The sequence below is a fragment of the Photobacterium sp. AWH4_225 genome, from assembly GCF_056158405.1.
In genome coordinates, this window is the sequence record NZ_JBSWTF010000001.1 from 1686329 (window position 1) to 1700054 (window position 13726).

General features: G+C 44.7%; 13 protein-coding genes. 3 read left to right on the forward strand and 10 right to left on the reverse strand.

Annotated elements, in window-relative coordinates:
- Positions 1 to 62 precede the first annotated feature (62 nt).
- From ACXAD4_RS08085 to ACXAD4_RS08110, 6 genes are all read right to left on the reverse strand, one after another.
- On the reverse strand, positions 63 to 371 hold the full coding sequence (locus ACXAD4_RS08085) for a transthyretin-like family protein (RefSeq protein ID WP_475240422.1): 309 nt from the start codon (positions 369 to 371) through the stop codon (positions 63 to 65).
- A gap of 261 nt (positions 372 to 632) precedes the next feature.
- Positions 633 to 1349 (reverse strand): YrhK family protein, encoded by a 717-nt coding sequence (locus tag ACXAD4_RS08090; protein ID WP_475240425.1) that lies wholly within the window; start codon positions 1347 to 1349, stop codon positions 633 to 635.
- 90 nt (positions 1350 to 1439) lie between these two features.
- The gene (gene gltS, locus ACXAD4_RS08095; protein WP_475240427.1) at positions 1440 to 2651 is read right to left on the reverse strand and encodes a sodium/glutamate symporter; all 1212 of its coding nucleotides are present in this window, start codon (positions 2649 to 2651) and stop codon (positions 1440 to 1442) included.
- Positions 2652 to 2793: 142 nt separating this feature from the next.
- Complete coding sequence (locus ACXAD4_RS08100) at positions 2794 to 4245, reverse strand: FUSC family protein (RefSeq protein ID WP_475240430.1); 1452 nt, start codon at positions 4243 to 4245, stop codon at positions 2794 to 2796.
- Positions 4245 to 5117, reverse strand: a complete 873-nt coding sequence (locus tag ACXAD4_RS08105) for an efflux RND transporter periplasmic adaptor subunit (RefSeq protein ID WP_475240433.1) — start codon at positions 5115 to 5117, stop codon at positions 4245 to 4247. Before ACXAD4_RS08105 ends, ACXAD4_RS08100 begins: the two co-directional genes overlap by 1 nt.
- Positions 5118 to 5131: 14 nt before the next feature.
- Positions 5132 to 5449: a DUF1656 domain-containing protein gene (locus ACXAD4_RS08110; RefSeq protein WP_475240435.1), complete on the reverse strand. Its 318-nt coding sequence runs from the start codon at positions 5447 to 5449 to the stop codon at positions 5132 to 5134.
- Positions 5450 to 5524: 75 nt separating this feature from the next.
- On the opposite strand from ACXAD4_RS08110, the gene ACXAD4_RS08115 reads away from it, so the two are divergent.
- The 3 genes from ACXAD4_RS08115 to ACXAD4_RS08125 all read left to right on the forward strand — a co-directional run bounded on the left by ACXAD4_RS08115 (position 5525) and on the right by ACXAD4_RS08125 (position 8167).
- Positions 5525 to 7021 carry a phospholipase D family protein gene (locus tag ACXAD4_RS08115; RefSeq protein ID WP_475240438.1) on the forward strand — a complete coding sequence of 499 codons (1497 nt, stop codon included), beginning with the start codon at positions 5525 to 5527 and terminating at the stop codon, positions 7019 to 7021.
- A gap of 178 nt (positions 7022 to 7199) precedes the next feature.
- Positions 7200 to 7382 (forward strand): hypothetical protein, encoded by a 183-nt coding sequence (locus tag ACXAD4_RS08120; RefSeq protein ID WP_475240441.1) that lies wholly within the window; start codon positions 7200 to 7202, stop codon positions 7380 to 7382.
- 80 nt (positions 7383 to 7462) lie between these two features.
- The gene (locus tag ACXAD4_RS08125) at positions 7463 to 8167 is read left to right on the forward strand and encodes an SDR family NAD(P)-dependent oxidoreductase (protein ID WP_475240444.1); all 705 of its coding nucleotides are present in this window, start codon (positions 7463 to 7465) and stop codon (positions 8165 to 8167) included.
- A 40-nt stretch (positions 8168 to 8207) separates the two neighbouring features.
- Here the strand turns inward: ACXAD4_RS08125 and ACXAD4_RS08130 are convergent, their stop codons facing one another.
- The 4 genes from ACXAD4_RS08130 to ACXAD4_RS08145 form a co-directional block, all read right to left on the reverse strand.
- Positions 8208 to 9515 carry a YjiH family protein gene (locus ACXAD4_RS08130; RefSeq protein WP_475240447.1) on the reverse strand — a complete coding sequence of 436 codons (1308 nt, stop codon included), beginning with the start codon at positions 9513 to 9515 and terminating at the stop codon, positions 8208 to 8210.
- A gap of 315 nt (positions 9516 to 9830) precedes the next feature.
- Entirely contained in the window at positions 9831 to 11003 is a 1173-nt protein-coding gene (locus ACXAD4_RS08135; protein WP_475240449.1) for a MalY/PatB family protein, read from the reverse strand.
- Positions 11004 to 11012: 9 nt separating this feature from the next.
- Positions 11013 to 12509 (reverse strand): Na+/H+ antiporter NhaC, encoded by a 1497-nt coding sequence (nhaC, locus tag ACXAD4_RS08140; protein ID WP_475240451.1) that lies wholly within the window; start codon positions 12507 to 12509, stop codon positions 11013 to 11015.
- Positions 12510 to 12641: 132 nt separating this feature from the next.
- A complete protein-coding gene (locus ACXAD4_RS08145; protein ID WP_475240453.1) occupies positions 12642 to 13667 on the reverse strand; it encodes a LacI family DNA-binding transcriptional regulator in 1026 nt (341 codons plus the stop codon).
- Between the last annotated feature and the right edge of the window lie 59 nt (positions 13668 to 13726).

Below are 13726 nucleotides of genomic sequence, written 5' to 3' on the forward strand. Positions count from 1 at the left end.
GACAGCCGACAATAGTTAATATTGTCGGCTTTTGTTAATTTTAAGTTCGTCATTGTTAATGATTAGCTCTTGTTATCGACAGTATACATTTTAGAGATAGTTTCCCCGCTATCGCTTACGGCTATAAAATTTACACTTCCTGTTCGGATGGAGTGAGTAAAGAGAAAAGTCTCTCCTCGTTCATCAGTAATAAAAGTGTTGCTTCCAGTATGGTCACTAGTCACTTTAGCATTGGGAACTGGCTTACCGTTTTTTGTTACCCTCACCCAGGTCGCTTCTTCATCGGCATAGAAATCCATATCGAATGTAGCAAACGTAGGTGTACTAAAAGATAGTAGGATGGGGATGATAACCTTAGAGATGTTTTTCATAATCTTCTCACTATATGGATAAATTATTCATAAAATTCAGTAAATTATGGAATAATTTGGTGGCGTTAAATTGCTTTCTTGAGAAGTATAGTAAGCTGGTGGTTAAAAAAGATACAATCGGTTTTGGAGGGTTACATCCGTCAATTTCAAATTCGAGTTATTGCTACATCCACTACTGATAATTTGTTACGGACTTAAACTTCTAATTTATCGTAGTGAATACAAAATAACTTATTGTTATCTACTTGAATTAGCTTATTTTTACTGCTTTTTCGTAAGAGTTATCGCTTCTTGAACGATATCATAAAGACGATAATAGTTGAAAACCCCGCCTAATAAAAAGAAGATGCTACCTAGCATAAACTGAGAGGCGAGAAAGCCTTGAACAACCACTTTGTCGTTTACGTACTCAAAGTTCCATATGGCAGGTATTGATGCGACGAAAAACAAAACAGAGCCGAGCATGAAGGTAATGGACGTTAAATTTGATAGTTGTAGTTGTTTGAGTGACTCTTCTTTAGTAACTAATGCTATATTGATTGCTGCACCAATAAAGAATAGCAAACTACCAAATATAAATAGATATGTACCATAAATTGGCATGCCGATAAAATCAAATGACACAACTCGGCCAAATAAAAAACAACACGTCCCAACGAAATATATCCATACACTCAAGTATTCCAGTTTCAACTTGATGTCGTGGTTTTTTTGATTAGCATAATGGACTCTGATTACTGACAGGTCGTGTAGGTTAACCAGTAAATAAATCATTGAAGCTGAAAGGAATAACCAAGACCCAATTATCTGATTTTGTGTTTGACTTGGAAAGAAGAAGTAGCTGCCAATGACAAACAACAAGCCACCAATCTTATATGAAATCGCATTAATGGTTTCCCATCGGAATTGTCTTCTCAGTTCTTTTTGGTCTGATGTTAAATCTAGGATACGCTTTCTATTGGGTAAAATATGGGCCATAAGAGAATGCTTTATTGAAATTATGAATGGTTAGAGATGAGAATATGAAAAGAGATCGATGTATATCGATCTCTTTAAAGTTAAGGTGTTTTATAGTCCAACGAAAAACCCAATCATCAAGGCATTGATTATGTCGATGAAAAAGCCGCAGACCAAAGGTACGACGATGAAAGCTTGCGGGCTCGAGCCGTATTTGCTGGTAACTGCTGTCATGTTGACGATGGCTGTTGCCGTCGAACCCAGTGTAATACCACCGAAGCCAGAACAAATGACGACAGAGTCATAGTTGCGCCCCATCATGTAGTACACAGCAGTGAGCGTAAACACGATAGACAACAGAATTTGTGCCGACATTATCACAGAGATATAGCCAAATAACCCTTCTAAGTCCCATAGTTTAAGCCCCATCAGCGCCATTGTTAGGAACATACCCAGACAGATATCAGAGATCATTGCCAAGCCTTTCTGGCCCTGAAAAATTTTCTCTTGGGTTTTGTTTTTGGTAAATAACAAACGACCTGTGTTACCTACAATAATACCCGCAAGTAGACAACTTACGAACAGTGGTAGGTTAGCTCCACTGGCTTTTAGCAGCTTATCAATACTGTAGCCAATGGTAATGGTTACGTTGAGCCAAGCCCATGCCCATAATACTGCATAATGGCTTAATTCAACCTTTTGCGCTTCATCAAACTGTGATCCAATTGTTAGGTCATGGTCTTTCGACGCTGAAAGCTTGTGGCGTTTAAGTAAGTAGTTGGCAATCGGGCCACCGATGACACACGCTGTAATTAATCCGACGGTATTGGATGCAACGCCCAATTCCATGGCATTGCTGATACCAAGATCTTGGACAAAGGTTGGTGCCCAAGCTAGTGTTGTTCCAATACCACCAATCAAACTGATTGAGCCAGAGAGCAGGCCCGCCTTAGGGTCGAGACCAAACAGAGAGGCTACGCTCATACCGACGACGTTTTGTAGAAAGATAAAACTGGCAGCAAGTACTAATAAGATAAGCAACGGCTTACCACCTTTGAGTAAGGTTTTGATTTTTGCCTGTAGCCCAATGCCAGCAAAGAAATACAATAATAGGAAGTCTCTTATTTCTAATGAAAATGAGACTTCAATATTGGCAAAGTAATAGAGTAGGGCAACGGTTGCCGCACAGACAAAACCGCCAATTACCGGCTCTGGAAAAGAATATTTCTGTAAAATCTCAAAGCGTTCGATTAACCCCTTGCCAATAAACAGCAATAGGATCGCAAATGTAAACGACATCAAGGTCGATATTTCATAAGTCATGGTATGAGTACACTAATTTAATGTTGAGCAATAAAAGAGAAGCTATCTGCTAAATGGAATAACTTCGCTATGGGCTATGGGCTATGGGCTATGGGCTATGGGCTATGGGCTATGGGCTATGGGCTATTAAATGCACTAGTGCCTATTGCCCCTCACCGCTGGCCTTGGGTTTTAATCCCATCATCCCTTCACCAATCTCCTCCGTGAGCATGGTATAGAATCTAACAACAATTAATATGATGAAAATGAACAGCAACATATTAAGAGATTGGGTGATTGAATATACCGGGGTTAAATATAGGGCTGACATTGTCAGAACGACCAGCATATTGCCTCCCAGTACTCTCAAGACTGATAACTGTGGCCCCGCAAACATTTTCCATACCAAATAGATATTGATAAAGTAAAAAGCGGCAAGCTCATAGACCTCTGTGAGGGCGGGCAGAATAAAGATATATTCTAACAAGAACACAACACTGAAACTGCAAATCCCCAATACCGCATATTTATAATAGGCTGATGGTGCATCACACAGCGCATTGACAAAGCTTGATGCAATTAATGGAAATAGAATACCTGCTGGCATAGGTAAATAAATCCACAATGCATAGCATGTGCTCAGTGCTGCCAATGAACGGAAAACATAGATCAAGCGATTTTGATAGTTCGCTATCAGTGCAGTTTTCACCTCACCCCAGAAATCATTCTTGATCTCAATTGGTTTCATTGATGTGATCGGCGCAAGATGAGCAATGGCCTCGATATCTTGACGACAAAGCAGTCGCTTTATTTGCTGCAGGGTCAGATACCTTTGCTGCAGGTGTTTTTTAAGCGTGTCATTGTTATCAGTTGAAGCTGCCTTTTCATCATTAGTGTCAAGTAAATACGCGGCAAGCTTCATCCATATTTTGCGCTGCGAGTAAATACGAGAACTATCGGAAATGGCTTCCTTTAACAGTAATGCTAACTGGTTGTTTTCTTTACTAGACTGGTCGTTTTCTTCATCTGAAATGTCACTGCAACTTCCTGATAGGTAGAGAGCAGTAAGTTGCCTTTTAACTTGCTCAATATGCCTCTCAGTAAGTTGGCTAATGGATTGATTAAAAAGCGACTCGGTGTTTCTTGGCCATATAAATTGGAAAACAAGGGAGTAAACCAAGATCCCCAGTGTTGTCTCTTGCACCCTAAGTACAGCAAAATCAAAGGTTGAGAAACTGTCGAACTGGCCCATGGCAGCAATGATAATACCGACGGTGAATGCCATCTTGAAAGCATAGCCATAACGCTGCCAATTGGACATATAGACACAGATGGCTGCGAAGCACAGGACGCTGAAAATAAACATCTCTCTGTCCTGAGCAAAGTAGTGGACATTAAAGACGGCAAAAATCACACCTGCGATTGTACCAAACAGTCGGTTGCGTCCATGCTTGATTGCTACGTTGTAGTTGTCGTTCGCCGCAACAACAATGACAGAGATCGCTGCCCAGTAGGGCTTCTGCCATCCTAAAGCAATGGCGATCACGATCGATAGCGTAAAAGCAATCGCGACTTTAAGTGCTTCTTTGGTTGCTGGGCTGAGCTTCAACATCATTAGTTGCTCTCTTCTTTAATGATTTTTACAGATGCAGTGGTTCCTACACGAAGCTGAATATCATCCCGTGGCATTTCAAAGTGAAATTTAACCGGGATACGCTGGGCGAGGCGAATCCACTCGAAGTTTGGGTTCACCGTAGGAAGCAAAGCATTGCCAGTACTGCCATCTTGCTGTGAAATACCGTAACCGATGCTCGAAATTTTGCCTTCAAATGGTTGGTCAGGGTGCATCATTAGGGTAATCACGCCCAAGTCACCTTGACTGACATTTTGCAGGTCTGTTTCTTTGAAGAAACCTTCTACCCAGAAACTGTGTTTGTCTATCAGGGCCACGGTCGGTTGATTGGCCACAACCTGAGTACCTTCACGTAGGTTGAGGTTGGTAATATAGCCATCCGCTGGTGCCATCACTTTTGTGAATGTTAGGTTCAACTTTGCTTCGTGAACAACGGCTTTCGCTGCCGCGAGGTTTGCCTGAGCCGTGGTAACGGCAATGTGCAAGTTATTGAGGTTCAAGATTGGCACAGAACCTGGCTGACGACGTGATAATGCCAACGAGCGGCTTTCCTCGTTCTTGGCTTTTTTCAGTTGCTCTGTCGCTTGCTGTTCTTGGGCTTCTGCTTTCTCGAGATCCGCTTTATAGATACTTGGATCGATCTCGAACAGCAAATCGCCTTTCTTCACTTCGCTATCATCCGTAACGGCAAGGTTTATGATTGGCCCTGTTACACGGGGAGTAATCTGAATAATATGAGCGCGTACTTGGGCATCACGTGTCCAAGGGTAATGATCCATCTGCTCATATTTATTGATCAGAATATGCCCTGCAAGTGCAATAAGCGGGATAGTGAAAATGAGTTTTTTAAACATGGAATGGCCTGAATTTATACAATTGCAATGAATCGACTAAATACTTCTACAAAAATAACCATGAGGGAGAACTCAGCAATAGCAGGTGAGTAAATATATTTATGCCAACCGAGCTTTCCACAGATGTTTGATACACTGATTGCTAGTAAATATGCTATTGTCATGACAACAAGTAGTGGAGGTAAATAAATCTCACCAAAAGATATTTCATGAGGTATTGATAGCATAATCCTAATTCTTCTATAGTGTTGATTAATAGGGTTGAATTGATGTTTTGTAATGTACCATGTAGAAGTAATATCCCTATATCCAGTTTGTAGGATCAAGCCCATCAATCATTTTGAGCTATTCAGTCTCTGTTTAATTTTATATTGTTTAATACTAATAAATCACCCACCTAAATTAATATGATGACATTAATAAAAAAGCTTAGAGATAGTCTATTAGCTACTCACTTCCAATTACCATTTAAGCTTCTATGCATATTAGTACCCTCACTGCTGATGGGCTGCTCAGCCAAGCCTGAGCAATGGTTAAACAAAGAGTCAATGTCTTTACCCAAAGCCTATCAGGGAGAGGTGTATCTGATCCCCGAGGCCTCTATGGCTTTGGCATACCGTATCCAGGCTGTACGAAATGCAGAGCGGTATATAGAAGCAGAGTACTTTAGCTGGAACGCTGACGCCTCAGGCATGACATTGTGGAATGAACTGCTCGCTGCCGCAAAGCGGGGTGTGAAAGTGTCGGTGATTGTCGACGATCTGTTGATATTCGATGAAAAATGGCTGGTTGATATTGATAGACACCCGAACCTGTCTATAAAGCTGTTTAACCCATTTAACGCTAGAAAGATGGGATGGCTAACCCGTGCAGCAGACTTCGAAATGCACCGTGAACGGCTAAATCACCGCCTCCATGAAAAGTATTTCAATGTTGATGGTCAGTTAATGGTACTGGGAGGAAGAAATATAGGTGATGACTATTTTGGTTATAGCCCTGATGCTAACTTTTTCGATCTCGATGTACTGGTCAAAGGTGAGGTGATTAGTGCGTATGAAGAGAACTTTAGCCAGTTATGGGGTAGCGAGCTGGTAGTGCCAGTCAGAGCCGTGATCGCCTATAGCGCGAAGCGCCATCGGGGTTCGTTTGTTATGGCGTACCAACAAACCACGGCTAAAAATAAGCTGATTGTAGAGTCGATAGAGCGAAAGGTGGATTTGTTACCAGAGCCAAATTATATCGGCGCTGACCTTTTCCCGATGTTTGACTCTAAGCGGAAGCGCAGCGATAGCCAGTCTTATCTGCGTAAGCGCATTGAGCATTTTGCAAATATCAATGAATGGCCTATGGAAGAATTAGTGCTCTCTACTCCCTATATGATTCAGTCTCAAGAGCATGATTCGATGTTTTCTGCATTAGTAGAGCGTGATATAGGTGTTACCGTATTGACAAACTCAGTGGCATCTAATGATTCGCCATTTGCAGCCGCTTATTATCAGGCATATCGTTCGGATTTATTGGAAATGGGCATAAAAATATTTGAATACGATAGCCACTCGTTACACCGAGGTAATTATTTTAATAGCCATGGCTACTACCACAACAAAGCGTTTATTGCTGATAATAGGATCTCTTTTATTGGTTCTTCGAATTTTGATCCGCGATCTGACATGACGAATTTAGAGTTGGGATTGCTCGTTGAAAGTGAAGAGTTTGCCCGTGAATTGAAGATGTATTTACAGGATGCAAATCCCGATAAATTTTGGCAGGTAAGACGCCGTCATCAAGATGATTTGACCTGGTCTAAGCAAGACGAGTTCAAATTGATGGAGCCCCGGATGAAATCGAACCAGCATTTGAGCAATGGATTTTACCGGATGTTGAAAATCCAAAATGAGTTGTAATGGAGTGTTATTACCAATTCAAAAAGTCAAAGTCATTTCACGACACTTCAATTTAAATTACTGATTTTAAATTGTTTAATTTTGTTTTTGAAAAAAGTTTTGTGAGCGCGATCAGTTGATCAATGTGGACTGAAAATTAAGATGTGGGTGACTGGGATTCAATGTAAAGGATGAAACAATGTGTAAAAAGCAGGAAGCAAGGCAAAGTATCGCCGACTACATGGCGCAATCGGCGAGAACAAAAAGTGTTGAAGATCTGGAAGTTTTACTGACGGAGCTAGTCAAGGAAGTGGAGAATAGGCAAGGTACTGAGTTTGCCCAGATCATGTGCGAAAGGGCAAGCCTGCAACTGCTCCGATAAAGTATGTACATAAAGCAAAACTGCTTTGCGGCAATGGCAAAAGGCATTCAGATATACTCCTGAAAAAAGAGAGGTATCTAATGATCAAAACAGCAACTGTCGCAGCCCCATTTTCTGAAGTGGCTGGCAAGATTATCGAACAACTCATATCTGAGGGCACCAAGCTAGTAGGTTTTGCTCGGGGTGGGGATGAGCAAAGAGGCGGCCAACTCGAGGAGAGGCACAAAGGGGCGATAAAAATTATCTATGGTGATATGGCCGATGAAAAATCGGCCCGCCGTATGGTGGAAGAAGCAATAACGCACCTGGGTACAATAGAAGCTCACTACCATTGTGCTGGTGTATTCTCTTGGAATCACTGGCAACATGTGGAAGCCGAGGAGGTCGAGCGCCTGTTCAATGCCAATTTCCAGACCGCATGGACAATGGCGAAAGCCCTTGTACCCATGATGTTGGGTGAACACCGCCGCAGTATGGTGTTTGTTTCGGCGAGGGATACCTCGCGTTTCATTGGTGCAGGTTTTGGTCCTTATATGGCTTCCAAAATGGCGTTGAACGGCTTAGTTGAGAGTTTGGCGGCAGAGCTGATCAATACCAATGTTACCGTCAATGCAGTTTTGCCAACCATCATTAATACCGAAGTAAACAGGAGAGCCTTGCCTGATATTAACCCCGCTGACTTTGTCGACCCAGCACAGATGGCAAGCGTCATGATAGATATCAGCCAGCCGACAAGACATCAGCTGTCGGGAGCCTTGATCCCAATTAATAGTGGTTTGATTTAAGAAGAAAGGATCTGACTTAGTCAGATCCTTTTTTAAGATATTAGCCGAATAAAAACAGTGCAGTAGGGATAGCGAGCATAAGGCTTAGGAAAGTTCGGATGAACCAGACTATGACAAGCTGGAAAACATTAAGTGGGATCCTTGTTGCCAGAATGCATGGAATCGATGCTGAGAAAAACAATATCGAGGATACACAAACGACACCAGCCGAAAAGCGGGCAATAATATCAGCATCTTTCATGAGTAAGGCAGGCAAGAACATTTCTGCTAGCCCTGAAGCACTTGCTCTGGCCAATGCCATTCCATCTTCCAAGCCCCAGATCAAGGTTACTGGATAGAATAAGTAGCCGATCCAATCAAATACTGGGGTGTATTTTGCGACGAGTAAGCCAATAACACCCACTGACATAATTGAAGGTAAGATGCTGATTGTCATGACTAAACCATCTTTGAAGTTGTCCAAGATGTTCTTGCCAATCGGTGGGGCTTTCTCGGCAACGGCTAGGCCGTTTTCTATTGCGACTTTGATTCGACTTCCTTTGACTGTACTCGGCTCCCTATGTTGGGCTTCGTTATTAATGCGTGAAAGGGGAGGAAGTCGAACCGTAATCGCTGTGACAATAAAGGTAATGAGTAAAGTGAGCCAGAAATACTGGTTCCATACCGGCATCAAGTCGAGTGTTTTGGCAACAATGATCATAAATGTGGCCGACACTGTTGAAAAGCCGGTTGCTATAATTGCCGCTTCTCGCGCGCTGTAATGGCCCGCAACATACACACGATTGGTAATCAACAAGCCAATAGAATAGCTACCCACAAATGAGGCTACGGCATCGATGGCGCTCCTGCCAGGAGTCCGCCATATAGGCTGCATCAGTTTCTGTAATAAAATCCCGATGGTTTCAAGCAAGCCGTAACTTACTAGGAAGGCCAGAAAAACGGAGCCGACGGGAACGATTAATCCCACGGATATGACTAGCTTGTTAAAAAGAAATGGCAACATATCTGGCTGTTGCAAGATGGCAGGTCCCGACTTGGTAACCGCTAAGATAGCAGCAACCACACCTAGCCATTTTAGTACCAGAAATACTTTTTCAGTCGTATTTTGCCGCCACTTTCCTGTCACCAAGGGATAGATAGCCCCAGCTAAAATCATTGCAATTGCATACCAAGCAGCGCCACTGCCAAGGCTGGTTTTGATAAAGGTAACAATATGATCGAGGGGGATACTCTGCTTGTCGTTAAAGGTGACTGGTACAAAAAAGAGAAAGATCCCAATAGCACTTAACCCCAACAACCGAAACCAGTGATTGGTATGGGAGGGGGTAGATTCACTCATTTGACTCATAGCACTCTCCTTGTTTAATTGACAATAATGTATATACAAAAGAGTGCTGAGTAAGTTTATAGTTGGACTGTTTGTGATCGTGATGTTAACAGTGTTGCTAAAATGAGATCTTGAGCTTATTTTTTTAACCATTGTGGGTGGGGTTAGATATATACAAATAAGCGCTGAGTCGTTGTGTATTTGCATTGCCCATACAAGCAGACAAGGCTATATAAGCAGACAGGGCCGTGAGCCCAATAAAAAAGGATCTGACACAATCAGATCCTTTTTAAGTTTGTCACTCTACGTTCTGATAGGTGAGTGACCAGAAGTGACTTATACCGACAGTGCCATTTTCAATCGCTGGCAAGCCTCAAGCAGGGTCTCTCGCGGGCAACCTAAATTCAAGCGGATATAGCCTGAACCTTCCGTGCCGAAAGCAACCCCCATGCTCGGTACGATGCCTGCTTCAACCAACCTTTGTTCTAGAACAGCATCTTCAAGGGTTAGCTCGCGGCAATCGACCCAAGCTAGGTAGCCAGCTTGTGGTGGCTGGAAGTGCAGTTGAGGTAGCTCTTTTTCAATAAAGGTCGCTAAGGTGTCGATATTACCCTGCAAATAGAGCTTCAACGCATTGAGCCAATCAGCAGATGACTGGTAAGCGGTCGTCGCTGCGCACATTGCCAGGCTGTTATAGACATCCATACCATGGGCATCCAGTCGACGGACAAAGCGAGCTTTCAATTCGCTGTTTGGGATCATGAAATTAGAGATCCGCAGTGATGACAGGCCAAATGTCTTACTCGCGGCAGTGGCGACCACAAGACGCTTGTGCAAGCGCTCGGGTAATGCCAGTGCGGAGTGATATTGATGGCCAGGCATAGCCAAATCGCCCCAGATTTCATCACTCAGCAACCACACCTGATAGCGTTCACACAACTCGGCCAATGACAGAATCTCTTCTCGCGACCAAGCTTTGCCTACAGGGTTGTGCGGGTTACAGAAGATCATCACCTTACAGCCTTGCTCAAAGCATTGCTCGAGGTGGCCAAGATCCATACGGTAGTCGCCATTGTCGTTTATCAGAGGGTTAGCAACGATTTCACGATCATTGAGTTCGGTGATCTTGCGGAATGAGCCATAGCCAGGGGTTTGCATGACCACCTTGTCGCCAGCTTCAGTCAGCATCTGGATTAACATCGACAGGCCGGGTAACACACCGTGGACCGTAGTGATCCAGTTTTGATCGATATTGATCCCATGTTGCTGCTGATACCAGTTGATGATCGCTTGGTAATACTCATTGTTTCGCTCGGCATAACCAAAGATGCCATGCCCAATACGTTGGTTTAGCGCTTCCAATACTGCTGGCGGCGCTTGGAAATCGTAATCCGATACCCACATAGGAAGGCGCTCTTCAGAATCAAGCCCCAGCTTTTCGGTCATGAAGTCCCACTTGAGTGAGCCGGTTGAACGGCGGTCATGAACCTGGTCGAAAGTTACTGTCATGGTGTTACCTTATTTCACTTCAGCAACTGCCGAAGGGTTTGTTGCTTGTTGTTCTGATGCTTGCTCAGTTGCCTGATTCATTGGTGCTTGGGTAACTGGTGCTTTGGCAATACCGAAGCCAGTGAAGCCGTAGATAATGGCGAAGATCACGCCGGTATAACACTGGATTGCCCATGGTAGGTAGTCCAAGGTGGATACGCCCAAGGTTCCGGCCATGTAAACACCTGCGGCAGTCCAAGGGACTAGTGGTTCAATAATGGTGCCGGCATCTTCGATGGTACGAGATAGGTTCTTGGTATCTAGCCCCATTTTGCGGTAAGCGTTTTGGAACAGTTCACCCGGGATAAGCAGTGCCAGCTTGCCATCGGAAGTGGTGAACACAACGGTGATAGTCGCGATCACGGTCGACAGGATTAACTGGCCTGTTGTGCGGATAAGGTGCAGGAAGTGTCCAAGTACAACATTGAGTGCACCTGTAAGGCTAAGGATCCCCGCAAAGGCAAAGGCACAGAAGACCAACAGGATAGTACTCATCATCGAGAATAAGCCACCGCGATTAAGCAGCTTTGAAACATCTGGAATGATAGTATCGATTGCGTGGCCGTTGGCGCTGAACATGCTGATGTTGAAGCCATCGACATAAGCTTGGAAACCTTGTTGCAGGCTAAAGCCTTGGAACACCATACCCAGACCAAGTGCAATTGCCGAAGCAGTCAGCATCAAAGGGATCACCGGCTTCTTAGTCAATGCGCCCCAAAGGATCATTGCTGGTGGGATAACAAGCAGGATGTTTAGGTTATAAAGGCTTTCAAGGCCAGCTAGGATCTCGACCACTTTTTGGGGCTCAGCAACACCGGCGATATCACCGTGCTGACCTGCAAAGAAAAAGACGATAGAAGCGATCACAAAGCCTGGCAATGTGGTGTAGAGCATGTGCTGGATGTGCTCATAAAGGGTGGTTCCAGACACCACAGGTGCGAAGTTGGTTGAATCCGAAAGTGGGGAGATTTTATCGCCAAAGTAAGCACCGGAAACCACAGCACCCGCAGCAGCGGCAAGGGAGACATCCAAGCCAGCAGCAACACCCATGAGTGCGACACCGACTGTACCTGCCGAGCCCCAAGATGTACCGGTACACACCGACACGACACTGGTGACAAAGAAGGCGGCAATCAAGATGTATTCAGGGCTGATGACTTTCAGGCCCCAGTAGACCATGTAGGGGATGGTACCGCTGATCATCCAGCTGGCTATCAAGCCACCGACCGAGACCAGAATGAGGATAACCGGCATGGCTTTGGCGAGCTTCTCAACAATAGCTCCCATGATGTCATCCCAGTTGTAACCCATGCGATAAGCGATAAAGCCGGTAAACGCAGCTGAAACTAATAGTAGTGGTTCGATACGCAGTCCAAGCATGCCGTAACCAATTGCCAGTAAGCCAAACATTACCGCGATAGGGGCTATCGCCAGCGGAAGTGATGGCAGAGGCTTTGTATTTGTCATTGTGTTGTCCTCTTTGAGTCAGTACAGGTTTGTTTCAATGACACAATGTTAAAAGCGCACCTAATCGCAAAATGAGAGCTAGGTGCTGGTTTCATGTAAGCGCTTACATGGCGTATGTACATATGAGTTTCGTCACATTTTTTTGCTTAAAAGGGGCTTTCTGGGCCTTGCAACGGTTTGTCTCTCGATTAAAGTCGCTTGAAACTGGTGATCGCTAGGCGGGTTCAAACCACTGGCTTTGAGCTTGAGGGCAAGCTTGGCTGCATGGGCGGACATCTCGTCAATCGGGTTGTGTATGGTCGACAGGCGAGGGTAGAGATAACGGGCCAGCAAAACATCGTCAAAACCTACTATCGATATGTCGCCGGGGACATTCAAGCCATGAGAGTGCAGGCTTGTCATTAGGCCAGCTGCCATGACATCGTTGAAAGTGACGACAGCGGTCACTTCGGGACACTGGGTAAGCAACTGCTCACCAGCCAATTCACCACCATGCTCGCTGAAGTTCTGGTTGATGATCCAGTTTGGCTCTATCACCAAGTTCGCTTGTTGCATGGCATCACGATAGCCTTCGAGTCGATCTGTCCTGTCTTCAATCGGAAGATCACTGGTGACACAGGCTATCTTACGGTGTCCTTGGGCAATCAGGTAACTGACAGATTCAGCCGCTCCCTTGCGGTTATCGACCCACACCGATCGATTGGCTATCTGGGGAATAGTCCGGTTAAGCAGCACCATCGCAGGCAGCTGTGCGCTGTATCTGAGCAGGGTCGAGTCGTCGAGCATCTTGGAGTGGACCACCATGGCTTCGCAGCCTTGGCTGATAAGAAAATCCAATCCTTCTTTTTCCCGCTGGGCATTATGGCCGCCGCTGACAACAACTAGCTGACAGCCTTGCTGCCGTGCCACTTCTTCAACATGCTTGGCGATAAGGGCAAAGAATGGATCTGCAAGGTTACCGGTCAGTAGACCGAGTGTATTATTGGATCGGCTAGCCAGGGCTGTGGCCCTTGCGTCACGCTGGTAGTTCAAGCTTTTGATGGCTTTTTCAACCCGCTCCAAGGTAACAGGCTCTACGTAAGCAGAGCGGTTGATAACGCGTGATACCGTCGCGGTGGATACGCCTGCCAACTGGGCGACATCTTTAATGGTTGCCATAACTGTACACGTTGAATATGTGCTATAGGAATAATTGGCGCGGAGTGTAGCGGGATTTT

Bases quoted from the DNA above. Each gene is read 5' to 3' on its own strand.
- ACXAD4_RS08085 (WP_475240422.1), bottom strand. From the start codon at position 371: ATGAAAAACATCTCTAAGGTTATCATCCCCATCCTACTATCTTTTAGT.
- ACXAD4_RS08145 (WP_475240453.1), bottom strand. From the start codon at position 13,667: ATGGCAACCATTAAAGATGTCGCCCAGTTGGCAGGCGTATCCACCGCG.
- ACXAD4_RS08120 (WP_475240441.1), top strand. From the start codon at position 7,200: ATGTGTAAAAAGCAGGAAGCAAGGCAAAGTATCGCCGACTACATGGCG.
- ACXAD4_RS08115 (WP_475240438.1), top strand. From the start codon at position 5,525: ATGATGACATTAATAAAAAAGCTTAGAGATAGTCTATTAGCTACTCAC.
- gltS (WP_475240427.1), bottom strand. From the start codon at position 2,651: ATGACTTATGAAATATCGACCTTGATGTCGTTTACATTTGCGATCCTA.
- ACXAD4_RS08110 (WP_475240435.1), bottom strand. From the start codon at position 5,449: ATGGGCTTGATCCTACAAACTGGATATAGGGATATTACTTCTACATGG.
- ACXAD4_RS08125 (WP_475240444.1), top strand. From the start codon at position 7,463: ATGATCAAAACAGCAACTGTCGCAGCCCCATTTTCTGAAGTGGCTGGC.
- ACXAD4_RS08135 (WP_475240449.1), bottom strand. From the start codon at position 11,003: ATGACAGTAACTTTCGACCAGGTTCATGACCGCCGTTCAACCGGCTCA.
- ACXAD4_RS08105 (WP_475240433.1), bottom strand. From the start codon at position 5,117: ATGTTTAAAAAACTCATTTTCACTATCCCGCTTATTGCACTTGCAGGG.
- ACXAD4_RS08100 (WP_475240430.1), bottom strand. From the start codon at position 4,245: ATGATGTTGAAGCTCAGCCCAGCAACCAAAGAAGCACTTAAAGTCGCG.
- ACXAD4_RS08090 (WP_475240425.1), bottom strand. From the start codon at position 1,349: ATGGCCCATATTTTACCCAATAGAAAGCGTATCCTAGATTTAACATCA.
- ACXAD4_RS08130 (WP_475240447.1), bottom strand. From the start codon at position 9,515: ATGAGTCAAATGAGTGAATCTACCCCCTCCCATACCAATCACTGGTTT.
- nhaC (WP_475240451.1), bottom strand. From the start codon at position 12,509: ATGACAAATACAAAGCCTCTGCCATCACTTCCGCTGGCGATAGCCCCT.